29 protein-coding genes are annotated in these 25,466 nt (G+C 71.3%); 11 read left to right on the top strand and 18 right to left on the bottom strand.

Annotation, left to right across the window (positions count from 1 at the left end; genetic code table 11):
- Positions 1–17 precede the first annotated feature (17 nt).
- The 5 genes from NAG42_RS19605 to NAG42_RS19585 form a co-directional block, all read right to left on the bottom strand.
- Positions 18–1,256 (bottom strand): metallophosphoesterase, encoded by a 1,239-nt coding sequence (locus NAG42_RS19605; RefSeq protein WP_284045541.1) that lies wholly within the window; start codon positions 1,254–1,256, stop codon positions 18–20.
- 402 nt (positions 1,257–1,658) lie between these two features.
- Positions 1,659–2,387 carry a phosphotransferase gene (locus tag NAG42_RS19600; RefSeq protein WP_250031816.1) on the bottom strand — a complete coding sequence of 243 codons (729 nt, stop codon included), beginning with the start codon at positions 2,385–2,387 and terminating at the stop codon, positions 1,659–1,661.
- Between the two features lie 626 nt (positions 2,388–3,013).
- A complete protein-coding gene (locus NAG42_RS19595; RefSeq protein ID WP_250031815.1) occupies positions 3,014–3,262 on the bottom strand; it encodes a MoaD/ThiS family protein in 249 nt (82 codons plus the stop codon).
- Between the two features lies 1 nt (position 3,263).
- Complete coding sequence (moaA, locus tag NAG42_RS19590) at positions 3,264–4,271, bottom strand: GTP 3',8-cyclase MoaA (protein ID WP_250031814.1); 1,008 nt, start codon at positions 4,269–4,271, stop codon at positions 3,264–3,266.
- Between the two features lie 108 nt (positions 4,272–4,379).
- Positions 4,380–5,258, bottom strand: a complete 879-nt coding sequence (locus NAG42_RS19585; RefSeq protein ID WP_250031813.1) for a fructosamine kinase family protein — start codon at positions 5,256–5,258, stop codon at positions 4,380–4,382.
- 56 nt (positions 5,259–5,314) lie between these two features.
- Here NAG42_RS19585 and NAG42_RS19580 point away from each other — a divergent pair, with 56 nt between their 5' ends.
- Positions 5,315–5,818: a GNAT family N-acetyltransferase gene (locus tag NAG42_RS19580; protein ID WP_250031812.1), complete on the top strand. Its 504-nt coding sequence runs from the start codon at positions 5,315–5,317 to the stop codon at positions 5,816–5,818.
- A gap of 66 nt (positions 5,819–5,884) precedes the next feature.
- Entirely contained in the window at positions 5,885–6,922 is a 1,038-nt protein-coding gene (locus NAG42_RS19575; protein ID WP_250031811.1) for a DUF4192 domain-containing protein, read from the top strand.
- Between the two features lie 29 nt (positions 6,923–6,951).
- Here NAG42_RS19575 and fdhD read toward each other — a convergent pair whose 3' ends face one another.
- The gene (gene fdhD, locus NAG42_RS19570; protein ID WP_250031810.1) at positions 6,952–7,818 is read right to left on the bottom strand and encodes a formate dehydrogenase accessory sulfurtransferase FdhD; all 867 of its coding nucleotides are present in this window, start codon (positions 7,816–7,818) and stop codon (positions 6,952–6,954) included.
- Positions 7,819–8,019: 201 nt separating this feature from the next.
- On the opposite strand from fdhD, the gene mobA reads away from it, so the two are divergent.
- From mobA to NAG42_RS19555, 3 genes are read left to right on the top strand one after another with little or no spacing between them, the layout of a single operon-like run.
- Positions 8,020–8,619 (top strand): molybdenum cofactor guanylyltransferase, encoded by a 600-nt coding sequence (gene mobA, locus NAG42_RS19565; protein ID WP_250031809.1) that lies wholly within the window; start codon positions 8,020–8,022, stop codon positions 8,617–8,619.
- Positions 8,620–8,650: 31 nt separating this feature from the next.
- Complete coding sequence (locus NAG42_RS19560; protein ID WP_250031808.1) at positions 8,651–8,944, top strand: DUF6457 domain-containing protein; 294 nt, start codon at positions 8,651–8,653, stop codon at positions 8,942–8,944.
- Between the two features lie 58 nt (positions 8,945–9,002).
- Complete coding sequence (locus NAG42_RS19555) at positions 9,003–10,091, top strand: T3SS (YopN, CesT) and YbjN peptide-binding chaperone 1 (RefSeq protein WP_250031807.1); 1,089 nt, start codon at positions 9,003–9,005, stop codon at positions 10,089–10,091.
- 261 nt (positions 10,092–10,352) lie between these two features.
- Here the strand turns inward: NAG42_RS19555 and NAG42_RS19550 are convergent, their stop codons facing one another.
- Positions 10,353–12,164 (bottom strand): beta-propeller domain-containing protein, encoded by a 1,812-nt coding sequence (locus NAG42_RS19550; protein WP_250031806.1) that lies wholly within the window; start codon positions 12,162–12,164, stop codon positions 10,353–10,355.
- 40 nt (positions 12,165–12,204) lie between these two features.
- Positions 12,205–12,663 carry an Lrp/AsnC family transcriptional regulator gene (locus NAG42_RS19545; RefSeq protein WP_250031805.1) on the bottom strand — a complete coding sequence of 153 codons (459 nt, stop codon included), beginning with the start codon at positions 12,661–12,663 and terminating at the stop codon, positions 12,205–12,207.
- A gap of 67 nt (positions 12,664–12,730) precedes the next feature.
- On the opposite strand from NAG42_RS19545, the gene ddaH reads away from it, so the two are divergent.
- The gene (gene ddaH / locus NAG42_RS19540) at positions 12,731–13,558 is read left to right on the top strand and encodes a dimethylargininase (RefSeq protein ID WP_250031804.1); all 828 of its coding nucleotides are present in this window, start codon (positions 12,731–12,733) and stop codon (positions 13,556–13,558) included.
- Between the two features lie 69 nt (positions 13,559–13,627).
- A complete protein-coding gene (locus NAG42_RS19535; RefSeq protein WP_250031803.1) occupies positions 13,628–14,197 on the top strand; it encodes a bacterial proteasome activator family protein in 570 nt (189 codons plus the stop codon).
- Here the strand turns inward: NAG42_RS19535 and NAG42_RS19530 are convergent, their stop codons facing one another.
- The 4 genes from NAG42_RS19530 to NAG42_RS19515 form a co-directional block, all read right to left on the bottom strand.
- Positions 14,198–14,998, bottom strand: coding sequence for an HAD family hydrolase (locus NAG42_RS19530; protein ID WP_250031802.1), 801 nt, complete (start codon positions 14,996–14,998; stop codon positions 14,198–14,200). It abuts the gene before it with no gap.
- Positions 14,998–15,810: an HAD family hydrolase gene (locus NAG42_RS19525; RefSeq protein ID WP_250031801.1), complete on the bottom strand. Its 813-nt coding sequence runs from the start codon at positions 15,808–15,810 to the stop codon at positions 14,998–15,000. Before NAG42_RS19525 ends, NAG42_RS19530 begins: the two co-directional genes overlap by 1 nt.
- Before the next feature lie 108 nt (positions 15,811–15,918).
- Positions 15,919–17,181, bottom strand: a complete 1,263-nt coding sequence (gene serS / locus NAG42_RS19520; protein ID WP_250031800.1) for a serine--tRNA ligase — start codon at positions 17,179–17,181, stop codon at positions 15,919–15,921.
- A 57-nt stretch (positions 17,182–17,238) separates the two neighbouring features.
- Positions 17,239–18,024 carry a hypothetical protein gene (locus NAG42_RS19515; RefSeq protein ID WP_250031799.1) on the bottom strand — a complete coding sequence of 262 codons (786 nt, stop codon included), beginning with the start codon at positions 18,022–18,024 and terminating at the stop codon, positions 17,239–17,241.
- A gap of 66 nt (positions 18,025–18,090) precedes the next feature.
- Here NAG42_RS19515 and NAG42_RS19510 point away from each other — a divergent pair, with 66 nt between their 5' ends.
- The 3 genes from NAG42_RS19510 (at position 18,091) to NAG42_RS19500 (ending at position 19,723) form a co-directional block, all read left to right on the top strand.
- Positions 18,091–18,519, top strand: a complete 429-nt coding sequence (locus tag NAG42_RS19510; RefSeq protein ID WP_250031798.1) for an OsmC family protein — start codon at positions 18,091–18,093, stop codon at positions 18,517–18,519.
- Between the two features lie 45 nt (positions 18,520–18,564).
- Complete coding sequence (locus NAG42_RS19505; protein WP_250031797.1) at positions 18,565–18,924, top strand: metallopeptidase family protein; 360 nt, start codon at positions 18,565–18,567, stop codon at positions 18,922–18,924.
- Between the two features lie 64 nt (positions 18,925–18,988).
- Positions 18,989–19,723, top strand: coding sequence for an AIM24 family protein (locus NAG42_RS19500; protein WP_250031796.1), 735 nt, complete (start codon positions 18,989–18,991; stop codon positions 19,721–19,723).
- On the opposite strand, the gene pheA is transcribed toward NAG42_RS19500, so the two are convergent.
- The 5 genes from pheA to NAG42_RS19475 all read right to left on the bottom strand — a co-directional run bounded on the left by pheA (position 19,724) and on the right by NAG42_RS19475 (position 23,142).
- Positions 19,724–20,671, bottom strand: a complete 948-nt coding sequence (gene pheA, locus NAG42_RS19495) for a prephenate dehydratase (RefSeq protein WP_250031795.1) — start codon at positions 20,669–20,671, stop codon at positions 19,724–19,726.
- Between the two features lie 20 nt (positions 20,672–20,691).
- Positions 20,692–21,285, bottom strand: a complete 594-nt coding sequence (locus NAG42_RS19490) for a hypothetical protein (RefSeq protein ID WP_250031794.1) — start codon at positions 21,283–21,285, stop codon at positions 20,692–20,694.
- A 40-nt stretch (positions 21,286–21,325) separates the two neighbouring features.
- A complete protein-coding gene (locus tag NAG42_RS19485) occupies positions 21,326–21,715 on the bottom strand; it encodes an ACT domain-containing protein (protein ID WP_250031793.1) in 390 nt (129 codons plus the stop codon).
- A gap of 93 nt (positions 21,716–21,808) precedes the next feature.
- Entirely contained in the window at positions 21,809–22,270 is a 462-nt protein-coding gene (locus tag NAG42_RS19480; RefSeq protein WP_250031792.1) for a PAS domain-containing protein, read from the bottom strand.
- A 104-nt stretch (positions 22,271–22,374) separates the two neighbouring features.
- Positions 22,375–23,142 carry a hypothetical protein gene (locus NAG42_RS19475; RefSeq protein WP_250031791.1) on the bottom strand — a complete coding sequence of 256 codons (768 nt, stop codon included), beginning with the start codon at positions 23,140–23,142 and terminating at the stop codon, positions 22,375–22,377.
- Between the two features lie 313 nt (positions 23,143–23,455).
- Here NAG42_RS19475 and NAG42_RS19470 point away from each other — a divergent pair, with 313 nt between their 5' ends.
- Positions 23,456–24,655: an arginine deiminase gene (locus tag NAG42_RS19470; RefSeq protein WP_250031790.1), complete on the top strand. Its 1,200-nt coding sequence runs from the start codon at positions 23,456–23,458 to the stop codon at positions 24,653–24,655.
- Positions 24,656–24,664: 9 nt separating this feature from the next.
- On the opposite strand, the gene NAG42_RS19465 is transcribed toward NAG42_RS19470, so the two are convergent.
- Positions 24,665–25,408, bottom strand: a complete 744-nt coding sequence (locus NAG42_RS19465; RefSeq protein WP_250031789.1) for a glycoside hydrolase family 16 protein — start codon at positions 25,406–25,408, stop codon at positions 24,665–24,667.
- Between the last annotated feature and the right edge of the window lie 58 nt (positions 25,409–25,466).

Raw genomic sequence — 25,466 nt, 5'->3', positions numbered from 1 at the left:
TACGGATCTTGATGCCTTTACTGAGCCCGCAGTTCGATCACACTCACCTGCGGCGGAGCGCCGACTCGAACCGGCGGGCCCCAGAAACCGGCACCATTGGTGACATAGACCGGCACACCGTCGACCCGGCCGAGCCCGGAGACGACCGGTTGCTCGAGCTTGACCAGCAGGTTGAAGGGTGCCATCTGGCCGCCGTGGGTATGGCCGGAAACTTGAAGATCAACCCCGAACGGGGCCGCATCCCGGGCCGCGAGGGGCTGGTGGGCCATCAATACGACAGGCCGGGCCGGGTCGCGGTCGCCGAGCGCCTTCGCGAAGTCGGCCGGGTCACCCTCCTCGGCGCCCCCCAGATCGTTGACGCCGGCCAGATCGAGACCGCCGAGCTCGAGGCGCTCGTTGCGCAGCGGCCGCACGTCGAGCCGCGCGACCTCGTCGACCCACTCCTGGAAGCCCGAGTAGTACTCATGGTTGCCGGTCACGAAATACGCCCCCTGCCGCGACTGGATGTCGGCCAGCGGCGCCGCGAACCGCCCCAGCTCGGCCACGCTGCCGTCCACCAGGTCACCGACGACACACACGATGTCCGCCTGCACCGAATTGATCACGTCGACGATGCGCCGGGCGTGATTCATGCCGGTCAGCGGCCCGAGGTGGATGTCGGAGACGACGGCCAGCCGGGTGCCGTCCATGGCCCGGGGCAGCTTGGCCAGCGGGATCTGCACGCGGTCGATGCGCGGCCCGCCGAGCGCGGTCCGCACGCCGTATCCGGTGACGCCGGCCGCGGTGAGACCCGCGAAGATCGCGGCGCCACGGGCGAGGACGAGCCGCCGGTCGATGCCGTCGGGTGGCGGCGGCTTCTCGGCGGTCAGCACCGGTGAGCTCTCGGTCCGGGCCTCGCCTGCGGCGGGCTCGCCCGGGTCGCTCTCGGCGGTGGCGGTCGCGGTTTCCTTCCCCGTACGCCGTCGAGCGCGCCACGCCAGCACCAGGGCGAGCCGCGGAATCTCGAGCACGGCCAGCGTGACCAGCAGATAGAACATGAGCGCGATCCACAGGTAACCCGGCCAGGCCAGCCACGGAACAGCCCCCGACCGCACCCCGATGAGCGTCGCCGGCGCCAGCACCGCCAGCGCGATGACGATCCCCGCCCCGATCCGCCGGGCGCGCTTGCCGGGCAGCGGATCCTTGACGAGCCGCTTCCACAGATAAAAGTGAATCAGGCCGATGACCACGAAGATCAGCCCGACGAAGACCACCAAGATTTCCTCCCCAGAAACTTTCCCAGCCCAGTCTCCTGGTCATTCCTGAGAGCACACTGACGAACCCCTGGATCCGACCGCGCCGACCGCGCCGTCCGCGCCGTCCGCGCCGCCCTTGTCCGCGCGTCCTTGTCCACGCCGGCCGCCTCTGTCCGCGCCGCCCTTGTCCGCGCCGTCCGCGCCGGCCGCCCTGTCCGCGCCGCCCTTGTCCGCGCCGTCCCACGCCCCGTGCGGGGCGCCGGACGAGGCGGCCGCGTCGAGGACCCGTACGCCCGCGACCTGCCACATCTGGCCGCCGCTGGCGCGTGGCCCGGGGCCGGAGCCCGACGCGCGTGACCGTAGCCAGCCACCGGCAGCGCGCGGTTCAACCCCAACGGCGTTGCCGCGTTCGCGCCCGCGTCGTCAGAGCCGGTAATCGCGGAGCGAGGCGACGAAGGCCGGCATCCCGACGATCCGCTCGGCGGTCTGGCGCTCGAGCGCTTCCCGGTCGCGGGGGCCCAGTGCCTGTTCGCCGAGCGAGATCCGCAGCCGTTCCGCGAGCCGCCCGAGTCGCAGTCCCGCCCGGCGGGCCAGCACATCGGGCCCACCGAAGGGCGTGCCACCCGCACCGACGTACGCCTCGAAGGTCTTCCGCACAGCGGCCGGATCAGGATTCGCCCGGCCCCGCCGCGAAAACTCCAGCGTCGCGTGCGCCGCCTCGAGGCTCGCGCTGTCCGGCCCCGCCACATCCCAGTCGATCAGCACCGGACCGCCGGCGGTCATGAGCACGTTCCACGGCTCGACATCCCGGTGAGCCATCACGTAGTCGCCGGCCGCCGCGAAACTGCGCGCCACCCACTCGGCCGCGTCCAGGACGTCGCGCAGATGCAGTCGCAACAGAGGCGCCCAGCTTCGTCCCGCGCCCAGCCCGGCCTCCAGCCACCCTTGCCACAGCGCCGCATCCTGCCGATACCACTCCGGCGCCCGCCGTCCGTCGGCCCCGGGCGCCAGCCCGTGGAGCCGAGCCAGCGTTTCGCCGAGCCACGTGGCCACGTCATCCGTGTCAGCCAACGGCCGCCCGTCCACCCATTCATAGGCGCGGACCCAGCCCAGCCCGTCGATCCGCACCGCGAAGCCGCCAGCTCGCTTCACCACCCCAGGCTGTCCGCCACCGCGAGCTAGGTTCCCCACTCCAGGTTGTTGGCCTTCGCGAGCTGGGTTCCCCCCTCCGGGTTGTTGGCCTTCACCAGCTGGGTTCCCCTCTCCGGGTTGTTGGCCTCCGCCGGCCGGGTTCCCCATTCCGGGTTGCTCGCCTCCGCCAGCGGGTTCGAGGGGCCGGGCCATCGAGATGCCGGCGCCGATCGCCCGCCGCTCGAAATCCATCGCTCGCTCGAAGTCCTCGAGCCACCCCTCGGCCGGGACGTGCTTCACCAGGACGGCTCCGTCTGTCGTCTCCAGCCGCCACGTCTGGGAGCTGCGAAAGCTGACCGGCACGAGCACACCGCCGGACCGCAGCCCGAAAGCCTCCGCCACGGCCGTGGCCCGCTGCCGCGCGATCTCCCGTTCCGACGCCATCTGCATCCTCCCGTTCCGACGCCATCTTCACCCGGCGTGTCGTGGAAGGCCGGCCCGCGGCGTGATCCAGCCTGGCCGAGGACAGCAGCGGTCGGTCACGTGGAGGGTCGACGTGCCGAAGGCGAGGCGCGGACGAGCCGCTCGATCTTGGCAGTCATCGGAGCCCCAACCCATGCAGCGCGGTCACCCCGGCGACGAGCAGATCAGCCCCCGGCGAAGGGCGGAAGCACGTCGATCGTGGCACCCTCGGGCAAGGCCGCGGACTGGTCGTGGCAGCTCAGACCGTCCACCAGGAAGCTGGCCGCCTTGAGCACCACTCCCAGCCGCTCGCCGTGCCGGTCGGTCAGCAGTTGCTTCAGCTCCTCCAGCGTGGCCGCCTCGGCCGTCTCGCTGCGGGTGCCTTTCGCGGCGGCTCGCGCCCCGGCGAAATAGCGGACGGTCAGCGTGGTCACGTCACCCCCCGATGGCGGACATCGGGCGGGCCGGCTGGAGGAACGCCGGGTCGTCGATGCCGTGGCCGGCTCGCTTGCCGCTCATCGCGACCCGCCAGGCCTCGGCCAGCTGGTCATCGCTCGCGCCCTCGCGCAGCAGTTTGCGCAGGTCACTCTCCGCGGTGGCGAACAGGCAGTTGCGCACCTGGCCGTCGGCGGTCAGCCGGGTGCGGTCGCAGTCGCCACAGAAAGGCCGGGTCACACTGCCGATCACACCGACCCGGGCCGGTTCGCCGGCGGCATCGACGTGGCCGGGCACCAGCCAGGTCTCGGCCGGCGCTGTTCCACGTGAAACCGGATCGGGAAGAAGACCGTACGGCTCGAGGTCGGCCAGGATCTCGTCGGCCGTGACCATCGTGTGCCTGTCCCACTGGTGCTGGGCGTCGAGCGGCATCTGCTCGATGAAGCGCAGCTGGTAGCCGTGGTCGAGCGCGAATCGCAGCAGCGCGGGAGCCTCGTCGTCGTTGATGCCGCGCATGAGCACCGTATTGATCTTGACCGGGGTGAGGCCGGCCGCCGCCGCCGCTTCCAACCCGCGGAGCACGTCGGCCAGCCGGTCGCGCCGGGTCAGCGCCGTGAACCGCGCCGGATCCAGCGTGTCGAGCGAGACGTTGACCCGGTCGAGCCCCGCCTCGCGCAGTGGGCCGGCGAGGCGTTCGAGCCCGATGCCGTTCGTCGTGAGCATGAGCCGGGGACGGGGCTCGAGCTGAGCCGCGGCCCGCACGATGCCGACCAGACCGCGCCGGAGCAGCGGCTCACCACCGGTGAACCGGACGTCCTCGATGCCGAGCGTCTCGACCGAGATCCGGATGAGCCGGTTGACCTCGTCGTCGGTCAGCTGCTGCTCTCGAGGAAGCCAGGCCAGGCCCTCCTCGGGCATGCAGTAGGTGCAGCGCAAATTGCAGCGATCGGTCAGAGAGACGCGCAGATCGGTCGCCACCCGTCCGAACCGGTCGGCGAGCGGGATCACGGAGCGCCCCGAGCGATCACTGATCTTCCACGCATGCTCACAGATTGAATCTATCCGCTTCCCGCGCCGATGACCTCCGCAGAATTCGGCTGTGGACAGCCGACTCAGTCACAGTGCGTGCCGCGCGGCTTCCGCGGCCGAGCGCACGGAGGCGCGGTAGCTCTCGCCGAACGCCGCCGTGTGCACCAGCAGAAGGTGCAACTGGTGCAGGGGAACCCGCTCCGCCCATCCCTCGGCGAGGGGGTAGACCTCGTTGTAGGCCCCGAGAATCGACGACAGGTGCGGAGCGCCGCCGAAGAGCGCCAGTTCTGCCAGATCGGTCTCGCGATGAGCCCCGTGAGCGGCCGGGTCGATGAGCCAGGCCCGACCGTCGGCCCACAGGAGGTTCCCCGGCCACAGATCGCCGTGCGTGCGACTGGGCGGCTCCCCCACGGCGTACGTCTCGAGACCCTGAAGAACACGCTCGACCAGCGCCACCTCGACGTCGGAGAGTGCGCCCCGATCGGCCGAGATCTTGAGGTACGGGAGGAGCCGGCGCTCGGCGAACCACGGCCCCCACTCTCCGGTCGAAGGAGTGTTGTCGAGGCCGAGCGGACCGATGTAACCGGCCCAGGCCGCCCCGAACGCGTCCGCCCCGGAACGATGCAGGCCGGCCAGATCACGCCCGAGCTGCTCGGCCGCCTCACGCGTCGGCTCGCCGGGCTCGATCCATTCGGTGGCGATCATTGAGGGAAGCGCCACGATCACCTCGGGCACCGGCGCCCCCGCCTCGCGCAACCACGTCAAACCGGACGCTTCGGCGGTGAAGAAGCCCTCCGGTGCCTCACCGGCGGGCCAGGTCTTGGCGAAGACGGACGTGCCGTCGTCGAGCGTGAGCCGGCTGGCGCTGGACACGCTCCCGCCACCCACCGGCGTCTCCCGGATGCGCTGGTGGGTGAGAAATGTCGGGAGGTGCTGGGGGTGCGCGCGCAAGTACGCCTGATCCACCGCCTTATCTTCCGCTTCGGCTTACGCCTGCCTGAAATCGGAGTCAAAATGTCGCCATGAGCCCTGTCACAGTGCGTTCGTACCGGCCGAGTGACCACTCCGCGGGCCGTCGCCTGTGGTCCGAGCTGACCAACCAGCACAACCAGATGTACGGCGTGCCGGACGAGGACGCCGGCGAGGGCTTCGAGGAATACCTGACCCGGCTCGATCTCGGCGGGCTGTGGGTGGCCGACCATGCCGACGACGGGGTGATCGGACTGGTCGGGCTGGTGCTCCGCGGCCTGGCCGGCGAGGTCGAGCCGGTCGTGGTCACCGCCTCCCACCGGCACAAGGGAGTGGGTCGCAAGCTGCTGCGCCACGTGGCCGGCGAGGCCCGCCGCCGGAACATGACCGCGCTGACGATCTCCCCCGAGTCGCGCAACGTGGAGGCGATCCGCAGCCTGCACGCCGCCGGCTACGACGTGGTCTCGTCGTTCGAGCTGACCCTCGACCTGAGCAAGTCGGCGCACGAGTGGCAGCAGGAAGGCCTCGAGCTGCACGAGCTGCCGTTCCGCTCCTGAGGCGTGAGCTGGGCTTCTCCGAACGAGGCCGGTGGATAACCCGCGTGTCGTCCACAGGCTGAGCACTTGGCACTCGCGCAGGGTGCCCGGCGGGCCACGCTGCCCGGCATGAACCCCGAGTGCACGATCGTCGTCCGCACCGCCGCCGACCTCATCGCGGTCACGCCTTATCTGCTGGGCTTCCACCCGACCGACAGCATCGTCGTGATCGGCACGGTGGGCCGCCGGGTGAGCTTCGCCGGGCGGCACGATCTGCCCCCGCCCGGCTCCGACGGTGCCGGCTGGATGGCGCCGCTGGTCGCCCGTCAGGGCGCGCAGGCCATCGCGGTTCTCGGCTTCGGCCCACCCGACCCGGTCGACCGCACCCTCGACACCCTCGGCACCGCTCTCGCCCGCAGCGGTCTCCAGATCCGGGACAGGCTGCGGATCACCGGCGGGCGCTGGTGGTCGCGTGACTGCGCCGAGCACGGCTGTTGTCCTCCTGAGGGCCACCCCGTTCCCTCGCCGAGCAGTCCGGTCGCCGCCGCCGCGGTCTTTCAGGGGCAGGTCGCCCTCCCCGACCGGCGGACGCTGGTCGCCCAGGTGGCGAGCGTCGACGGCGAGGATCGCCGGCGGATGGCGGCCGCGACGGCCGATCTGGGCATCCGGTTCGGCCGCGTCTTCCGCTCCGGCGGTGATCCCGGGGTGTTGCTGGACGAGGCCGGGCGGTCCGCGGTGCGAGCCGGGGAGCGGCGTCACGCGGCCGGCCGGTCGCTGACCTTCCCCGAGACGGCCTGGCTCGGAGCCCTGCTGGCCGGCCGGCCGGTGTTCGACTACGCGGTCGACCGCATCTCCGGCGAGCCGTGGCGGATCACCCAGTGGGCCGAGATGACGCGCCGGGTCGAGACCCCGTTCGTTCCCGGGCCGGCCGCCCTCCTGGGCTATGCGGCCTGGCGGGCCGGCCTGGGCCCGCTGGCCCGGGTGGCGGTCGACCGGGCACTACGGCTCGATCCGGGCCACCAGTTCGCCCGGGTTCTCGACGGGTTGCTGGCCGCCGGCATCGGCCACGAGGCCGTCGAGGACTTCGTCTCGCCGACCGCCACCCTGCGGGGCCGGTCCCGGTGAGCGGTGCCTGCGGCTCTCAGATGTACGAGCTAACCGTGCGAGCCGTCCTCGGTGCGCAGGGCCGGGTGCTCGACGGTCACGCGCTCCGGGGAGGTGTAGACGTTCATGCTCCGCCCGCGGAGGAAGCCGACCAGTGTCAGCCCGGCCTCGTCGGCCAGCTCGGCGGCCAGCGTGCTCGGCGCCGACACCGCCGCGAGCATCGGGATCCCGGCCATCCAGGCCTTCTGGGTGAGCTCGAAGCTGGCCCGGCCCGACACCAGCAGCACGTGCCCGGTCAGCGGCAGCCGTCCCTCGCGGAGCGCCCAGCCGATCACCTTGTCGACGGCGTTGTGCCGGCCCACGTCCTCCCGCAGCGCCAGCAGCTCACCGGCCGCGGTGAAGAGCCCGGCCGCGTGCAGCCCGCCCGTGCGGTCGAAGGTGCGCTGGGCCGCCCGCAGCCGGTCGGGCAGCTCGGCCAGGGTGGCCGCCGGGATGCTCAGCGGGTCGGCCGAGACGTCGAACCGCGAGCGGGTGCGCACCGCGTCGATGCTGGCCTTGCCGCACACGCCGCACGAGCTGGTGGTGTAGAAATTGCGGCTCGGGTCGGTGACCGGCGGCGGCACCTCGTCCCCGAGCACGACGTCGACCACGTTGTAGGTGTTCGGGGTGTCGGTGCCCGCACAGAGCTGGGCGGTCACCACGTCGCCGGCGCTGCCGATGATCCCCTCGGTGAGCAGGAATCCCATCGCCAGGTCGATGTCGTGCCCCGGGGTGCGCATCGTGACCGCGAGCGGCGCCTTGCGCACCCGGATCTCCAGCGGCTCCTCGGCGGCGAGATCGTCCGGCCGGCGCCGGGGGTCACCGGTCGCGTCGAGATTGATCTTTACGACCGGCCGCCGGGTCATCGTCCTCGCCATGGGTCGAGCGTAGGCCGCTCACCGGCATCCGGCTCGTCACCGCGGGGGCCGGCCATCGCCGGGCGTCTGTCGCCGCCGGGCCCGGGCACCGGGAGAACCCCGGCCGCCACCGGTCCGGACACCGCCACGACACGGAGTGATCCACGACTGGTAACTGAGCGCGCGGTCACGCTCGACACGCGGTCGGGATACGGTACGTACGTGGGGGGATATGCGGCGGTGGTGCTGGCCGGCGGAGCTGCGCGGCGGATGGGCGGTGCGGACAAGCCGACGCTGACCGTGGCCGGGCAGTCCATGCTGACCCGTGTGCTCGCCGCGGTGCACGACGCCGACCCGCGTGTGGTGGTCGGCCGGGTGCCGCCCGATCTGCCCGTCCAGGTGCACTCCACCAGGGAGGATCCGCCGGGCAGCGGCCCGGTGGCGGCCACCGCGGCGGGGCTGGCCCTGGTCCCCGAGGACGTGACCTACACGGCTTTGCTCGCCGCCGACCTGCCTCTGCTCACCGGGGAGGCGATCGACGTGCTGCGGCTGACCGCCGAGTCGGCGCCGATGCAGGGCGCGGTCTACCGCGACGCCGAGGGCCGGCGGCAGATGCTGTGCGGCGTGTGGCGGACGGCCGCGTTGCGCGAGGCGATCAACCAGCTGGCCGAGGAGCGGGGCAGCCTCGACGGCGCCTCGGTCCGCGAGCTGATGAACCACCTGCGGGTGGCCGAGGTCTCCTGGCGCCGGTCGGGCCCGCCCCCGTGGTTCGACTGCGACACCGACGACGACCTGCGCACCGCCGAGGAGTGGGCGCGGTGATCCGGTCCGGCCGGGGCGGGGTGCCGGCGCCGTGAACGACCTGGACGCGTGGCTCGTCGCGGCCGGCCGGGAGGCCGGAGTCGATCCGGGCGAGATCCCGACCCGGCTCATCCTTGATCTGGCTCGCGACGTGGCACATGGCGTGATCCGGCCCGGTGCTCCCGTGACGGCCTATCTCCTCGGGCTGGCCGTGGGCCGCGGCGCCGACCCGGCCGAGGTGGCCGACCGGCTCAGTGACCTCGCCCTGTCCTGGACGCCGCCCGCCGCGCCGTCCGGCGGCTCGGACAGGGCCTCCGGTGACCAGGGGAAACCGCCCATCCCCTGAGAGGGGGGCGAGGGCGCGGCCGCCGCTCGATAGGGTGGCGGGAGCGGAGGTGACGATCATGACGGCACAGAGCGCCGAGGGCGGCGATTCCAGCGACGGTGTGCTCCTCGACGAGCCCACCACGGCCGACTTGCGAGCGAAGGTCGGCGAGGCGTGGCGGGAGTTCGCGCGGGCGCTGGCCGGGTTGCTCCCGACGCTGGCTCCAGGGGCGCACGTCGATCTGACGCTCGACCCGACAGCGTCCGGCACCGGCATCGCCGTCTATTCGGTGAGCATGCGGGTGCGTGAGGGCGGCGTGGTCGAGGCGCTGGCGATCGGCAACGCGGGGTTGCCCGAGGGCTACCGGATGGATCGGGCCTCGATCGCCGACCTGGTCGCGCTCGGTTGGTCGCCGCCGGGCGTGCTGCCGGGCTCGGGTGACTCGTTCGGCTTGAGCTCCACTCAGGACAATGCCAACCGGCTCGCCACCGTCGTGGCCCGCACGCTGCGCGACGTCTACGGCGCTCCGCACCCGGCCTTCCTGGTCTATCTGGTGCATGACGAGAACGACGAGCCCATCGACACCGTGCCGCTGGCCACCGCCCGGCACGAGCCCAGCATCGACGACGAGCTGAGCCTCGACGACCTGGCCGAGGACGGCGTGCTGGCGGCCGCGCTGGCCGACGCGGCCGATGAGGTCGTTCCCCTCGACGAGCGGGTCCGCACCGTCGTCGCCACCATGTCCAAGACCACGGTCGACCAGCTGCAGGTCGACGCCGACGGTGACATCGGCATCCGGGCCGGCTCGGCCATGGTCTTCGTCCGGGTGCGCGACAACCCGCCGCTCGTCGACGTGTTCTCGCCGATCCTCACCGAGGTCGAGCCGACCGAGGTGCTCTATGTGAAGCTCTCCGAGCTCACCAACCGGATGCCGATCGGCCGGCTCTACTGCGCCCAGGACACGGTGTGGGCGTCGATCCCGGTCTTCGGGCGCAACTTCCAGGCCACCCACCTGATGCTGGCCGTGCAGGTGATGACCGGCCTGGCCGACGAGCTCGACGACCGGTTGCACGGCGAGTTCGGTGGCAAGCGCTTCTTCGGCGAGGGCGACAAGCCGGCCCCCGCCAAGGAGCCGGTCGAGGACCACCGCACCGGCATGTACCTGTAGCGGAGAACGGGTCAGCCCCGCCGGCAACCGAGCCGAAACGGGGGCTCGTCCTGCCAGGCCGAAACGGGGGCTCGTCCTGCCGGGCCGAAACGGGGGCTCGTCCTGCCGGGCCGAAACGGGGGCTCGTCCTGCCGGGCCGAAACGGGGCTCGCCCTGCCGGACCGCAACGGGGCCTGCACGGCGAGCTGGGCTGAAGCGGAAGCGGGGCTTGCCCTGCCGGCCCGCGGGGCTGAGGTGCGGGCCGGGCAGGACAAGCCCCAGTCAGGTCAGGCCGACCCAGGCGACCTGGTCCAGGGTGGACGCGTCCGAGGCGAGGGCGCCGCGGTCGGTGATCGACCACAGCACGTCGCCGACCATGACGGCCCGGCGCATCGGGCCGGCGTCCTTCGTCGCCGGCGCCAGCCGGGTGGCCCGCTCGAGCCGGTCACCGGTCACCCGCAGGGCGAGCGCGCCGTCGGCCTTGGCGTCCGCGACCGGCAGCACCAGCAGGCCCGTCGCCGGCCACCAGAGGATGGCGTGCGGGTCCGACTCGGCCTCCGACGAGCCACCGGTGACGATCTGCTGGTCCAGACGCTTCGGGCCGGCCGGGTCGGCGACGTCGAAGAGAGAGACCTGCAGGCCGCTCGGCACCCCTCGGGCGTCCGCCTCCTGGCCGATGCCGATCAGCCTGTCCTCGCCGACCGGCTGCAGGTGGGACGAGTAGCCGGTGATCTTCAGTTCCCCGGTCACGCGCGGCTTCTCCGGCACGGTGAGGTCGAGGCTGTAGAGCGGGTCGGTCTGGCGGAAGGTCACCACGTAGCCGCGGGGCCCGATGAACCGTACGGAATAGATGTCCTCACCCCGGCCGAGCCCCTCGGCCGCACCCACCTCGACCAGCGCCCCGGCCTTCTCGCGCAGCACCCGCACCGCCGAGGCTTCGTCCTTCCAGCTGGTCGTGGCCACCCGCAGGTGACCGTCCCATTCGGACATCGAGTATTGATTGAGCAACCGCCCCGGCACCTTGCCCGAGGCCACGTAGACCGGCCGGCCGGTCGCCGGCAGGCTGAACCGGTAGATGTCGGTGCTGTCCGGCCTCGCCGCCCGCCCGACGTCGTCCGTGGCGGCGACAACCATCGACCGGCGCTGCGTGTTCGCGATGTAGAGCCCGTCGGTACTGCTGTAGACGGCGTCCCCATCGGCGACCACCGCGACCGGTTCGCCGTCACCCAGCGCGGTCGCGGTCAGGTCGAACGACAGCACTCGCAGCATCGACAGGCCCGAATACGACTCCGGCCGGCTCACCGTGGCGCAGTCGAGCTGCCCCTTGACGGTCTGCCCACCGGTGGTGATCTCCCAGTCCGGCAGCCACGCGTCGAGCGGGGCCGTCGCGATGGCGTCCCGGTCGTCCTGCATCACGTTCTCGGGCACGGGGTCGCCCCGGAACGGGAACTGGATCTGCGGGCTGCTGCTGAGCACGACCCGGGCCACGCTGCCGTGCTGTCGCGCGTCGACGATCCGGCCGTCCCCCCGGTAGCGGCTGAGCAGCCGCGGAGTCCCGCCGGCCAGGTCGATCAGCAGCACCTCGGAGCGGCCGTTGGTGGGCCGGATCATGCGGGTGTCGTCGCGCAACCGGGAGCCGGCCCCGCCGTCGGCCAGCACCAGCGCGCGGTCGCCGGTCAGCAGCAGCTCCGGCTCGCCGAACGCCTCCACACCGAGGTCGATCCGCCCGGTCTGCCGGCGGGTCGTCGTGTCGATCACGCGCAGCACGCCACCCGAGATCGTCACGATGCGCCGGCCGTCGGTCTTCACGATGTCGGGTTCGTCGACTCCCGCCTCGTGCACGTTGGTGCCCGATGACGAGGGTGCGCCCTCGGCGCCTGTCGCGCGGGCGTTGTCGAGCATGGGCGGCGACGCGACGTGATTCTTCTCGGCGGCCGCCCGCAGCTCCTTCTCGAGCTGGGCGCAGGAGTCGAAGGCGACGAGCTTCAGGGCCGGGGCGGGGGCCGGCGGCGACTTGGTGGCCGGGGCGGACGACGTGCAACCGGCGAGCGGTACGACGGCCAGTGCGGCCAGGAGCCAGGATCGACGCGACATGTCGGGTTGGACGCGCCCGCCGCCGAGCGGGTTCCCCCGGTCACTGCGGGGCGGGAACGGCCGTCGGAGTCTCGACCAGCCGGGACAGGACGATCATGCTGCGCGTGGAGGTGACGAACGGCTCGGCCCGCAGTCGTTCCAGCACCTGTTCCAGGTGCCCGATGTCGGCCGCCCGCAGGTGCACCAGGGCGTCGGCCTCGCCCGAGACCGTGTAGGCGCCGACCACCTCGGGATGCCGCCGGGTGGCCACGGTGATCTGGGCCGGGGTGGTGCGCCCCGTGCAGAACAGCTCGACGAACGCCTCGGTCGTCCACCCCACGGCGGACGGTTCGACGACGGTGGTGAAGCCCTTGATCACTCCAGTCGATCGAAGCCGGTCGACCCGTCGCTTGACCGCGGGCGCCGACAGCGAGACCTTCGCCCCGATCTCGGCGTACGACGAACGTGCGTCAGCCACCAGCAACGCAATGATTCGCTGATCCACGGCGTCCAGTTGCAACGATTCGCCCCCAACAGACAAGGTTTCTAGCTGTTTCGTGCATCGCAGCCTACCTACGCTCTAGCTCATGAACCACACGGAGCGCCAGCCGCGGAACCGGACATATCTCATGTGCCCGCCGCGGCACTTCACGGTCGAATACCGGATCAACCCGTGGATGGACACGACCGTCCCGGTCGACGCCACGCTGGCCCTCAAGCAGTGGGAGGCCCTGCGCGACACCCTCGGCGACCTCGGGCACCGGGTGCACCTGCTCGACGCGGTGCCCGGTCTGCCCGACATGGTCTATGCGGCCAACGGCGCGTTCTCGGTCGACGGTGTCGTCTACGGCGCCCGCTTCCGCTACCCGCAGCGCGGCGCCGAGGCGGACGCCCACCGCGAGTTCTACACCGTCGAGGGCTGGAACTACGCCGGACCGCTGCACGTCAACGAGGGTGAGGGCGACTTCGCCTACCTGCCCGGGGCGTACGGCGGACTGGTCCTGGCCGGCTACGGCTTCCGCACCGACCCGGCCGCGCACGCCGAGGCCCAGGAGGTGCTCGGCCGCCCGGTGGTCTCGCTCCGCCTGGTCGACCCGGCCTTCTATCACCTGGACACCGCGCTCGCCGTCCTCGACGACCGCCACGTCACCTACTACCCCGGCGCGTTCTCACCGGCTTCGCAGCGGGTGCTCGCCCAGCTCTTCCCGGACGCCGTGCTGGCCGACCGGGCCGACGCCGAGGCGTTCGGGCTCAACCTGGTCAGCGACGGCCGCCACGTGATCCTCAATACCGACGCGACGGCGATGGGCGACAAGGTCCGCGCCGCCGGCTACCAACCCGTGCACGTCGACCTGTCCGAGCTCAAGCGGGGCGGCGGCAGTGTGAAATGCGTCGTAGCCGAGCTGAGGCAGTGATCTCGGACACCGGGAAACAAAGCATGGGTGCTGGCGGATGACCGGCGACCGTGCGGGAAGATGGAACGCATGACCGACGAACAGCGCACCGTGGAGAAGCAGGACGACGGTTCCGTCATCGTGGTCGGCCCGGATGGGCGTCCGCTGGGGACCATGGACGCCGACGGGACGGTCAACCCTGAGGAGCCGGGCAACCTGATCGAGCAGCCGGCCAAGGTCATGCGCATCGGCAGCATGATCAAGCAGCTTCTCGAGGAGGTGCGCGCCGCTCCGCTCGACGAGGCCAGCCGCAGCCGGCTCCGCGAGATCCACCACCGCTCGATCACCGAGCTCGAGGACGGCCTGGCCCCTGAGCTGCGGGAGGAGCTCGAGCGTCTGTCGTTGCCGTTCGAGGGGGAGACGCCGCCCAGCGAGTCCGAACTGCGCATCGCCCAGGCCCAGCTGGTCGGCTGGCTCGAGGGCCTCTTCCACGGCATCCAGGCCGCGCTCGTGGCGCAGCAGATGGCGGCCCGGCTTCAGCTCGAGCAGATGCGCGGCGGCCACGGCCGGCCCGCCCTGCCGATGGGGTCGCTGCCCGGCATGCCCGGCCAGCCCGGCCCGCGCGAGGCCGGCGACGGCCGCACCGGGCAATACCTCTGATCAGAGGGCGAAGGCGTCCGCCAGGTACCGCGCGACCCCGTCCTCGTCGTTGGTGAGGCCGATCTCGTCGGCCACCTCCTTGACGGCGGGGTGCGCGTTGCCCATGGCGACCCCGTGCCCGACCCAGGTCAGCATGGGGATGTCGTTGGGCATGTCACCGAAGGCGACCACCTGGGACTTGTCGACGCCGTACTGCTCGCAGTGCCAGGCCAGCCCGGCCGCCTTGGTCACCCCGGCCGCGCTGATCTCGACCAGCGCGCTCGACGACGAGTGGGTCGTCGTGGCGATGTCGCCCAGCGTCCGGCTCACCAGCTCGTAGAAGTCGTCGGCGCCGTGGGTGGCCGAGCGGGCCAGCAGTTTCACGGCCGGCGCCGAGATCAGCTCCTCGGGGGTGGAGAGCACGCGGACGGACCGCTTGTCGTCGTCCCACCGCACGGGCCAGGCCTCCTCGTACCAGAAAGCCCGCCCGTCCTCGACCTCGACCGCCAGGGCGATGTCGGGCACGGCCTCGCGCAGCTTCTTGCTCACGTCGAGCAGCAGGTCGGCCGAGAGCGGGTCGGCCCGGAGCACCTCGTCGCGCTCGGCGTCATAGATCACCGCGCCGTTCGCGCAGATCGCCGGCACCGGCGCGGCCATCTGGTCGAAGAGCTGCCGGAGCCAGCGGACCGGCCGCCCGGTCACGACCACGAAGGGCACGGGCAACGCGTCGAGCACCTCGATGGTGCGCTTGCTGAGGGTGCCGTTGGTGTGGATGAGGGTGCCGTCGATATCGCTGGCGACGAGCTGGAATGGCGAGGACATCACCTCGACAGTAGCCGGTCGAGATAGACCGCCACGCCGTCCTCGTCGTTGGTCAGCGTCACCTCGTCGGCGACCGCCCGCAACTCGGCGTGCGCGTTGCCCACGGCCACCCGGCCCCACCCGGCCCAGGCAAACATGGGCAGGTCATTGGGCATGTCGCCGAAGACCAGGACGTCGGCCGGGTCGACCCCGACGGCCTGCGCGACCACCGCCAGACCGGTGCCTTTGTCCACGTTCGCCGGGCAGATCTCGATGTAGTTCAGACCGGCCTGGGTGACCGAAGCCACCTCGGCCGGGACGATCCGGCGGGCCACGGCCAGCAACTCGTCCACGTCGTAGGCGAAGGACCGGGCGAACGCCTTGATCACGTCACCGGTGCAGCACTCGGCCCGGCTCCGCCGCTCGAGAGTCACCGGGTAGCGCCAGGTCGGGTCGTAGTCGCCCCAGAGAGGTGAGTCGTCGTGCTCGAGCGCCTCGACCATGACGGAGAGCTCGCCGACCTCGGCCTCGAGCTCGCTGAGCACGCGGGCCAGCATCGCGCCGGGCAACCGCGACCGCAGCAGATAGGTGGACTCCGCCTGGTCGAGCACCCAGCCGCCCTGGGCCATCACCAGGAAGTCGGCGTCGCGGATGTCGTTGCGAGTGAGGGTGGTCAGCCGCGGGCCGCGGCCGGTGGCGCCGACGACGCGGATGCCGGCCGCCCGGACCCGGCCGAGCACCTCGTGGGTATAGGCGGACACCGTGTCGTCGCTGCGGACGAGCGTGCCGTCGAGGTCGGTCGCGATGAGCTTGGGGAGTCCAGGCTTGGTCATCTGAAACCTCCGAGGGTTGCAAACCCCCGCGGAGGGCGGAAGGAGAACGGTACACCCGTGCGGCTACCAGCGGCTATGACTATTGGTAGCCGACGGGTGTATTGACAGTTAGCGCGCGGGCTCCAAGATGTCGCGGCCGCCAACGTACGGTTGCAGCGCCTTCGGAACCCGGACAGAACCGTCGGGCTGCTGGTGGTTCTCGAGGATCGGAATCAGCCACCGCGTGGTCGCGAGGGTGCCGTTCAGCGTCGCCGCGGTCTGCGGTTTGCCGTCGGCGTCGCGGTATCGGATGTTGAGCCGCCGCGCCTGGAACGTCGTGCAGTTCGACGTCGAGGTCACCTCGCGGTAACGGCTCTGCGACGGCACCCACGCCTCGCAGTCGAACTTGCGGGCCGCGCTGGAGCCGAGGTCGCCACCGGCCACGTCGATCACCCGGTAGGGGATCTCGACCTTGGCCAGCATCTCCTCCTCCATCGCGAGCAGGCGCAGGTGCTCCTCGGCCGCGTCCTCGGGCTTGCAGAATGAGAACATCTCCACCTTGTCGAACTGGTGGACCCGCAGGATGCCGCGCACGTCCTTGCCGTACGACCCGGCCTCCCGCCGATAGCAGGAGGACCAGCCGGCGAAGCGCTCCGGTCCGGCTTCGAGATCGAGGATCTCGTTGGAGTGGTACGCCGCCAGGGGCACCTCGGACGTGCCGACCAGATAGAGGTCGTCGGCCTCGAGGCGGTAGATCTCACTGGCGTGGGCGCCGAGGAAGCCGGTGCCCTCCATCGACTCCGGCTTGACCAGCGAAGGCGTGATCGACGGGATGAAGCCGTGCTCGACCGCCTGGGCGATGGCCATCTGGAGCAGGCCCAGCTGCAACAGCGCGCCGACGCCGGTGAGGAAGTAGAACCGCGAGCCCGACACCTTGGCGCCGCGCTCGGTGTCGATCGCCCGCAGCGCCTCACCGATCTCGAGGTGGTCCATGGGGTTGTCGATCGCGGGGATGTCGCCGACCTCGCGCAGCACGACGAAGTCGTCCTCGCCGCCGGGCGGCACGCCGTCCTGCACCAGGTTGGGCACCGCGAGGTGGGCCTTCTTCAGCACCTCGTCGGCGTTCTTCGTCTCGGCCTCGGCCTCCTTGACCTCGGCCGCGAGCTCCTTGGTGCGGGCGAGCAGTGCCGGCCGCTCGTCGCCGGAGGCCTTGGGCACCTGCTTGCTCAGCGATTTCTGCTCAGCCCGAAGTGCCTCGAACCGCTGCGTGCTGGCGCGGCGCGACTCGTCGGCGCGCAGCAGATCGTCCACCACTTCGGTGGACTCGCCGCGCACTCGCTGGCTGGCGCGGATCCGGTCGGGGTCTTCGCGAAGCAGACGCAGGTCAATCACGAGTGTCGAGCCTACCGGCGGTGGCACCCGCTCAGCACACGGATATCCCCGAGGTGGTCAGTTCGGGCGGTCGCGGTCGTCGTGCAGCGACGTGAACGGCTGGGAGGGCGCGACGGTGAGGTCGAGCGGCTCGTCCTCGGAACGGTCGGCCTCGCGGGCCTGGGGGCGCCGCCAGGACCACACCGGATCCGATTCGTCGTCGACCGTCGCCGGACCGGCCCCGGTGACCGGCGGCGGGCCGGCCGGCAGGTGGCGACCGGCCAGGTAGAGCGCGGCCAGGACCAGGAGCACCCCGGCGAAGGCGCACCAGAGCCCTCGCCCGTACGCGATCGTGGTCTCCCCCTCGTCGAGGTTGACCCGGAAGATCGGGTTGATCACGTAGCTCTCGGTGCCCAGCGTGGTGGCCACGGCGAAGAGCAGGGCGAGCTGGGTGCCGGCCACGCTGAGACCGGCCAGGCGCGCGTAGCGACGGCCGGTGGACGGGCCGAACAGGGTCAGCACCACGGCCGGCACCACGAGGAAGACACTCAGCACGAAGCCGATGCCGAGCGCGCCGAGATCGTCGATGCCGCTGGGTAGCACCCGCTCGCCCCCACCGGGGCCGAGGGCGCTCGCGTTGAGCGTGGTGACCTGCCACTCGGAGATCAGCGAGACCAGCCCGGCCAGCGCGGCCAGAGCCGCCGCGAGCGGCACCGTGCGCCGGTCGGCCAGCAGGTCACGGCCGAGACCGGAGGTGGTGAAGCGCGACCGGCGGGGAGCGGGCTCGGAGCCGAACTCGACCACCGCCTCGGGCGGGGTCACGTCGATCTCGAGCGGCGGCGGCGGCTGGTGCGGCGCGGGCATGGGAACCATGGTGCCCTGTGCCAGGTCGAGCGGCCAGCAGACGCCGCATGGACTAGCGTTCTGGTCATGCCTATTCGCACCGCAACCGCTCGCTGGCAGGGGAACCTCACTGAGGGCTCCGGCACCATCAAGACCGGCAAGGGCGGAATCCAGGGGAACTACTCGTTCAAGTCCCGTTTCGAGGAGGGCGAGGGGACGAACCCCGAGGAGCTGATCGGCGCCGCACACGCCGGCTGCTACTCGATGGCCTTCTCGAAGGCGCTGTCCGACGCCGGCTTCACGCCGACCTCGGTCGACACCGTGGCCAAGGTCCACATGGACAAGACCGACGCCGGATTCAGCGTCACCCGCATCGACCTCGAGACCCAGGGTGACGTCCCGGGTGTCGACGACGGCACGTTCCAGAAGATCGCCGAGGACGCCAAGGCGAACTGCCCGATCTCGCGGCTGCTCTCCCCGGGCGCCGAGATCACCCTGAGCGCCAAGCTCGCCTGATTCACGCCGTCCGTGCCCCGGCCGCTTGTGAGCGTCCGGGGCACAATGGCATCTGTGCCGGTCGAGATGAGTCGGGAACGCTTCGAGGAATTTGTCGGTGAGGCCCTCGACGAGGTGCCCGCCGAGCTCCTGAAGGTCATGGACAACGTGGTCATCGTCGTCGAGGACGATCCACCCGGCGGCGAGGACCTGCTCGGCCTTTACGAGGGCACGGCGCTCACCGACCGCGGCTGGGATTACGCCGGGGTGCTGCCCGACCGCATCACCATCTATCGCAACCCCACGCTGCGGGTGTGTGACACCGAGACGGATGTCATCGACGAGGTGGCGATCACCGTGGTCCACGAGATCGCGCACCACTTCGGCATCGACGACCACCGTTTGCACGAGCTGGGCTGGGGCTGAAGGACCGTACGCGGGTTGTCGGCTCCTCCTACGCTGAGTGCACATCATCAAGCAGGAGGCGTGCATGCGCAGCGAGCTCTTTTCCGCCGACAACCTCGAGAAGGAGTCGGCGCAACCCGGCCTCCGGCTGCAGAACTCGAAGCTGCTCAAGGTCGAGCTGAACGGCGACTTCATGGCGCGGGTCGGCTCGATGGTCGCCTACCAGGGACAGGTGCGGTTCGAGGCGCTGGGCTCCGGCGGCATCGGCAAGTTCCTCAAGCAGAAGCTCACCGGTGAGGGTGTCCCGCTGATGCGCGTCCGCGGTCAGGGAGACGTCTTCCTCGCCGAGAACGCCGCCGACATCCACCTGATCGACCTCGAGCCGGGCGACGCACTCTCGATCAACGGCGCCAACGTGCTCGCCTTCGACTCGACGCTGCAGTACGACATCAAGATGGTGCAGGGCGCGGGCATGATGTCCAACGCCGGCCTGTTCAACTGCGTCTTCTCCGGTCACGGCCGGATCGCCGTCACCACCAAGGGCACCCCCGTGGTGCTCAGCGTCGACCAGCCCACCTATGTCGACCCGCAGGCCGCGATCTGCTGGTCGGCGAACCTGCAGACCGGCTACCACCGCGCGGAGCAGATGGGTCTGAGCACGCTGATGGGCCGGACGACCGGTGAGCGGTTCACGATGAGCTTCGCCGGTCAGGGCTTCGTGGTCGTGCAGCCCTCCGAGGAGCCGCCCGGGGGTCTCGCCGGTGCGGCCGGCGGTCAGCAGCAAGAGGGCGGCATCCTCGGCAACATCTTCGGCAACTAGCTACGAGAAATCGCCGGATCGGATGCGGGCGAGCCAGGCTGCCGAGTCGGCGAAATCGGTGGTGGAGAGGCCTCGGGGGGACGCGACCGGGGCCTCCGGCTGGAGCCGGTGGCGCGGATAACTGCCCAGGAAACGCACGTCGGCACAGATCCGCCGCAGGCCCTGCAGAGCCTCGCCGAACCGGGGCTCGGCGACGTGGCCGGTGCAGTCCAGGAAGAAGACGTACGTCCCCAGCTGCTCGCCGGTCGGCCGGGACTCGATGCGGGACAGGTTGATGCCGCGGACCGCCAGCTCGGTCAGCACCGACAGCAGCGCGCCGACCTGGTCGTGGCGGATCGAGACGGCCAGCGAGGTGACGTCGTCGCCGGTCGGCTCGGCCGGCGGCCCGGGGCGGGTCAGCAGGGCGAAGCGGGTCACCGCGTCGGCGTGATCGGCCACCTTGCCGGCCAGCACGGTCAGCCCGTTACGACCGACCCCGATCGGCGCGCACAGCGCCGCGTCGTGCTCGCCCTGGGCCGCGCTGATCGCGGCGGCCGCGTTGGACAGGACGTCGACGACCACCGCGTCGGGCACATTGGCCAGCAGCCAGTTGCGGCACTGGGCCGACGCCTGCGGGTGGGCGGCGATCGACCGGATCCCGGCCAGCGGGGTGAGCGTGCGGGCGGCCAGCACGAACTCGACCGGCAGCACGACCTCGCGCGTGATGATCAGCGGGCTGCCGGTGACCAGCTCGTCGAGCGTGACCGGGACGGCCCCGCCCACCGAGTTCTCCAGGGGCACGAGGGCGGCGTCGGCCTCACCGGCCCGGACGGCCTCGAGCGCCTCGGGCACGCTGCGGGCGGGCGTGCGCAGGCCGTGCTCGGCCGCGGAAATGGTGCGCAGCGCGGCCTCGGTGAAGGTGCCCTCCGGACCGAGGTAGACAAAGCGCGTGGGCGGCGTTCCCGGCATGGGGGCAGTCTACGGAAGCCTCAGAAACCACAGGCCAGCACTCTGATGCCGGGTGGGGCCGAGGTCTGCACCCGGTCGATGCAGACGTCCGACCCGGCCGCGATCAAAGTGAGCGTCGTGCCGGTGCCGGTCGCGACCACCATCAACGGCTCGAGGTCGTCGGCGCTCTCGCCGGTCACCTCGACCGTGGCGAACGACCAGGTGCCCGAGCAGTACGGGCCCTCGTGGACCCGCAACGGCTTGTCCGGGACACCCGGCCGGCCCTTGATGAGCGCCAGGATCTGGGCCTTGGCCGGTTGCCCGGTGCACTTGGCCGCGTGCGGCGGCCGGGAGGTCGCCGGCACCGTCTCGGGCGCCGTCGTCGTCACGGTCACCGTCGGTGCCGGGCGGCCGGTGGGATAGGCCGGCACCGTCGGGAGGGTGGTTGTGCTGGTCGGCAGGGGCGCGGCGGTCACCGTCGGCAGTGGCAGGCCGGGCGATGGGCCCAGCGAGATCGGGGCGGCGCTGGGTGACACGTACGGCGGTGAGGTGGGCAGCGGCTGCGGTGGCTCGCCACAGGCGCCGGCGAGGGCGGTGGCAAGCACCAGCGGAACAAGACGTGTGCGGGGGGACACGCGGCCATGCTATGTCCCGCCGGTCGCGAGGTGACCAGTCTCAGGACGCGATGCGATGACCCGCCGCGCGCAGGGTGTCGATCGCCTCGTTGAGCCGCACGGTCGGCACCAGCAGATAATCGGTCGAATACGTCGAGAAGGTGACGATGTTGACCCGGGCGTTGGCCAGCGGCCCGATCAGCGAGGCCAGCACGCCGGTCAGCGCGAGATCGAGCGGCCCGACCACGCGCAGGCAGCGCCACGCGGTGTCGACCTCGGCGCCCTCGGGCACCCGCTCGGCCGGGCAGATGATCGAGAACTCGTCGGCGTCCCAGCTGAGCGAGATCACGCTTTTCTCGTCCGAACCCACGGTCAGCGAAGCCGGGATCGGGGAACCGGCCGGCAGCCGGCACACCGCGTACTCCGCAGGCAGGAGATCTAGATCGAGCATGAGGGCAGACTACGGTTCGAGATCAGGGTTGCCCAATGCCCCGGGGGTGCGGCAAACGCCACAGCCCGGACACGCCACCGTAACGGGGCCGGCTCAGTAGCGGACCGCGGAGAAGAAGGTCATCGCGCCGGCCACGTGCTCGTTGTCGAACAGCGGCGTGGCGATCGCGTCGATGGTCAGGGGTGTCGAACCGGGCTCGGGCACGACCCGCAGCAGTCCGCGGGCCAGGCGCTCGCTGCGCAGTGCCAGCAGCGGCGGGATCTTGTCGGCGTCGGACTCCTCGAGCTCGGCCGCGCCGGCCGTGAAGTCGATCAGGTGGAGCACCGAGCCGAGCGGCTTGCCGATCACCTCGGGCGGCTTGCCCAGGCCGAGCAGCTCGCCGCACGAGACCGAGACGGCGACGATCGCGGTCGTCGTGTCGATGATCAGGCAGGGCTCCGCGGCCGAGGCGACGGTCGACGTCCACCGATCGAGACTCGGAACGAACTCGGCCTCGGACGGAGTGCGCGCCTGCGGCACGAACGCTCCCGAGAGTGAGAGTTCGACGTGAGCCACCCGATCCTCCTCGCTCCTGCGGATCGACGGCTCGCCGCGACCGGGCCCGGTCTCCCGGGCGGCGGCCGCGGCGGTGAAGCCGTCGACTACAACCGGAAGGAACGTTACCGGCGTGCTGTCCGCTTGTCAGCGGCCGTTTGTCCGTCAGCGTGCCACCGGTAGTCGCCGGCCGGCCGATAAGGGGCGTTGGCCCAGGTGGCGGGGTGGTTGGCCACGGACGAGAGCTTGCCCGCGGTGGCCGGCGAGATGCGTGCGCCCCCCGCGATCAGGAGCCTGTCAAGCTCCTTGTCGGTGGCGACGAGCACCTCTTTGGGGAGGCCGTGGACGCTGATGACGCCGGAACCGACGAAGGTCAGGACGGGCGTCACCGGCACGCTGAGGCCGACCGCGGCGGACAGGGCCTTGCTCGCCCGGCGGGCCTCACGGCGGGCCTCGGCGATGTATTGCGGACGCTTGCCATTGATCTGCACCACGTCACCGGCGATGAGCACGCGGGCCCGCCCGTGGTCGGCCACGGTCACCGCATAGACGCCACCGGGGCCGATCGCCAGGAACCCGGCGCGGTCGTCGGCGGGGTCGGGCTCGTAGTAGCCCAGCGCGTCGGTGCGCGGCCAGTCCACGATGTGCCAGTTGGGTCCGAGGCGGTCGAGGCGGGTCAGCGCACGGGCACCGGCAGCCTCGAGGCGGCGGGCGTCCCGATCGGCGCGGCGGCGGCGAGCCCACTCGGCGGGTCCGACGCCACGGGGCGGGGCCTCGAGAGCGGCGGGGCTGCCCAGGCGACGGTCGATCCGCTGACTGGTGGAGGGGGCGGGTCTCGCGGTCGACGGCTTCGCGGTGGACGGTAGAGCGGGGCGTGCTGGGAAGACAGTCACTGCGACCTCCGGCAAAAGGTCCTTCGGGCTCTCTTTTCACTACCGTAAGTGCTCGACCCCATACGGAAGCAAGACACCGGGGTGGAAAGAAAGTGGAATGAGAGGGGATGAATGCCGCATTCACGCATCGCGACTTCTTGCGGATGGTGCATCTCGGCGCCTGTTCCCCTGTTCGACAGTTTCCACGGACAAAGCTAGTCGGCCCGTCGCGCTTGTGCACAGATGTCTCATGATCTAGGCAGAACGTCATCGACCGATCGCTCGGTGTGCCCGACGGGTGCCGAGAGATCGACGAGTGGGCTACGGTCGGCAGGTGGTGCACTACGTCGACAGTGAAGTGGGACGGCTGCGCACTGTGCTGCTGCATCGTCCCGGTGCCGAATTGGCCAGGCTGACCCCGAGAAACAACGACAGCCTGCTCTTCGACGGCATTCCGTGGGTGAGCCGGGCCCAGGAGGAGCACGACGCCTTCGCGGCCGCCCTGCGCGACCGCGGCGTCGAGGTGCTCTATCTCGGTGAGCTGCTGGCCGAGACGCTGGCCGTGGCCGAGGCACGGGCCGAGCTGACCGAGACCGTGCTGGCCGACCGCCGGCTGGGCGACACCTTGCGCGACAGCGTCGGGCGCTACCTGGCCGACCAGGATCCGCGGCGCCTGGCCGAGGTGCTGATGGCCGGGCTGGCCCACGAGGAGCTCAAGCCGGGCCCGGGCGGCCTGGTCTACGAGATGATGAACCGCCTCGACTTCGTGATCGACCCGTTGCCCAACCTGTTGTTCACCCGCGACTCGTCGGTCTGGGTGCGCGACCAGGTGGCGGTGACCAGCCTGGCCATGCCGGCCCGCAGCCGCGAGACGACGCTGACCCGGGCCATCTACAGCCATCACCCACGCTTCGCCGGCTCCCCGCTGCTCTACGACCCGGGTCTGGAGCGCCTCGAGGGCGGCGACGTGCTCGTGCTGGCGCCCGAGGTGCTGGCCATCGGGGTGGGCGAGCGCACCACCCCGGCCGGGGCCGAGCGGCTGGCCCGCCGGGTCTTCGCGGCCGGGCTGGCCCGCACGATCCTGGCCGTGCCGATCGCCCAGGAACGCGCCACCATGCACCTGGACACCGTGTGCACGATGGTCGACGTCGACGCGGTGGTGATGTATCCCAACATCGCCGACACGCTGCAGGCCTACACGGTGGTCGCCGACGCCGACGGGGAGCCCCGGGCCTCCGCGCCGCGGCCGTTCCTCGACGCGGCCGCCGAGGCGATGCGGATCGACCGGCTGCGGATCATCGACACCGGTCTCGACCCGGTCACCGCCGAGCGTGAGCAGTGGGACGACGGCAACAACACGCTGGCCATCGGGCCGCGGCTGTGCGTGGCCTACGAGCGCAACGTGGAGACCAACGCCCAGCTCGAGCGGGCCGGCATCGAGGTCGTCCGGATCAGCGGTTCCGAGCTCGGCAGCGGCCGCGGCGGTCCGCGCTGCATGAGCTGCCCGATCGAGCGCGAGCCGCTCCCCGCGTGAAGGCGCGATTCACGCGGCCGGGTGACCGGTCACGTGCGAGACGATCAGCTCGGGGACGGGCACCGCGCCGTCGACCAGGTGCGCCCGGTCGGGGAAGTCGAAGACCGCGAGCTGCAGCTGGACGGGGTAGTCCGGGGCCTGGCCGACGCGCTGGACGGCCTCGCCGTCGACGGTGAACACGAGTGAATCGGGGCGCCAGCTCACGCCGTACGTGTGAAAAGCGGAAACGTCGATCGGGAGGGTGACCGCCGACCACTGCTCGGTGAGGCGCGGGTCGCGGAAGCGGTGCAACCCCATCCCGATCGCCTGGGGATCGGTGCCGAAGACCTCCATCACGCAGATCTCGCCGGACCGCTCGGGCACATCCTCGAGGCCGGCGAGCCAGAACGCGATCATCGACCGGGGCGTGATCGTGCCTCGCAGACGAATCTCGAGGTCGCCGTAGAGCGGCGTGTAACCCCAGAACTCGCCCTGCTCCTCGCGCACCCGCTGACCGGGCCGGAAGGGCTGTCCGCCGATCGTGCTGCCGACCGGGCCGGAGAAGTTGGCGCTCTGGATGCCCGACACCCGCAGCGGCGTCTCGTGCACCCCCTCGGCCCACAGCGGCTGGTCGGCGGGGATGCTCAGGCGCAGTTCCCCGCCGCCCACCTCGTAGGTCGCCTCGGACGCGGCGCGCGAACTCCACTGCGGCAGATACCACGGCACCCAGACGGAGCGGTCGAGCTCGTGGTCGAACCGCTCGTCGAGGATCATGCGCCGGCTCCGGCCACCGCCGCCCACCCGCCAGGCCCCCCGAGCGGAGGCGTGGCCG

This window comes from Paractinoplanes maris (genome assembly GCF_023544465.1).
Classification (GTDB): Bacteria; Actinomycetota; Actinomycetes; order Mycobacteriales; family Micromonosporaceae; genus Actinoplanes; species Actinoplanes maris.
Note: the sequence above shows the minus strand (reverse complement) of the source record. Positions and strands in the feature narration are given on the sequence as shown.

Bases quoted from the DNA above. Each gene is read 5' to 3' on its own strand.
- NAG42_RS19525 (WP_250031801.1), bottom strand. From the start codon at position 15,810: ATGACCAAGCCTGGACTCCCCAAGCTCATCGCGACCGACCTCGACGGC.
- NAG42_RS19465 (WP_250031789.1), bottom strand. From the start codon at position 25,408: ATGATCCTCGACGAGCGGTTCGACCACGAGCTCGACCGCTCCGTCTGG.
- NAG42_RS19515 (WP_250031799.1), bottom strand. From the start codon at position 18,024: ATGCCCGCGCCGCACCAGCCGCCGCCGCCGCTCGAGATCGACGTGACC.
- NAG42_RS19580 (WP_250031812.1), top strand. From the start codon at position 5,315: ATGAGCCCTGTCACAGTGCGTTCGTACCGGCCGAGTGACCACTCCGCG.
- ddaH (WP_250031804.1), top strand. From the start codon at position 12,731: ATGAACCACACGGAGCGCCAGCCGCGGAACCGGACATATCTCATGTGC.
- NAG42_RS19535 (WP_250031803.1), top strand. From the start codon at position 13,628: ATGACCGACGAACAGCGCACCGTGGAGAAGCAGGACGACGGTTCCGTC.
- fdhD (WP_250031810.1), bottom strand. From the start codon at position 7,818: ATGGCGAGGACGATGACCCGGCGGCCGGTCGTAAAGATCAATCTCGAC.
- NAG42_RS19550 (WP_250031806.1), bottom strand. From the start codon at position 12,164: ATGTCGCGTCGATCCTGGCTCCTGGCCGCACTGGCCGTCGTACCGCTC.
- NAG42_RS19505 (WP_250031797.1), top strand. From the start codon at position 18,565: ATGGCATCTGTGCCGGTCGAGATGAGTCGGGAACGCTTCGAGGAATTT.
- NAG42_RS19530 (WP_250031802.1), bottom strand. From the start codon at position 14,998: ATGTCCTCGCCATTCCAGCTCGTCGCCAGCGATATCGACGGCACCCTC.
- NAG42_RS19485 (WP_250031793.1), bottom strand. From the start codon at position 21,715: ATGCTCGATCTAGATCTCCTGCCTGCGGAGTACGCGGTGTGCCGGCTG.
- NAG42_RS19500 (WP_250031796.1), top strand. From the start codon at position 18,989: ATGCGCAGCGAGCTCTTTTCCGCCGACAACCTCGAGAAGGAGTCGGCG.
- NAG42_RS19555 (WP_250031807.1), top strand. From the start codon at position 9,003: ATGACGGCACAGAGCGCCGAGGGCGGCGATTCCAGCGACGGTGTGCTC.
- NAG42_RS19510 (WP_250031798.1), top strand. From the start codon at position 18,091: ATGCCTATTCGCACCGCAACCGCTCGCTGGCAGGGGAACCTCACTGAG.
- pheA (WP_250031795.1), bottom strand. From the start codon at position 20,671: ATGCCGGGAACGCCGCCCACGCGCTTTGTCTACCTCGGTCCGGAGGGC.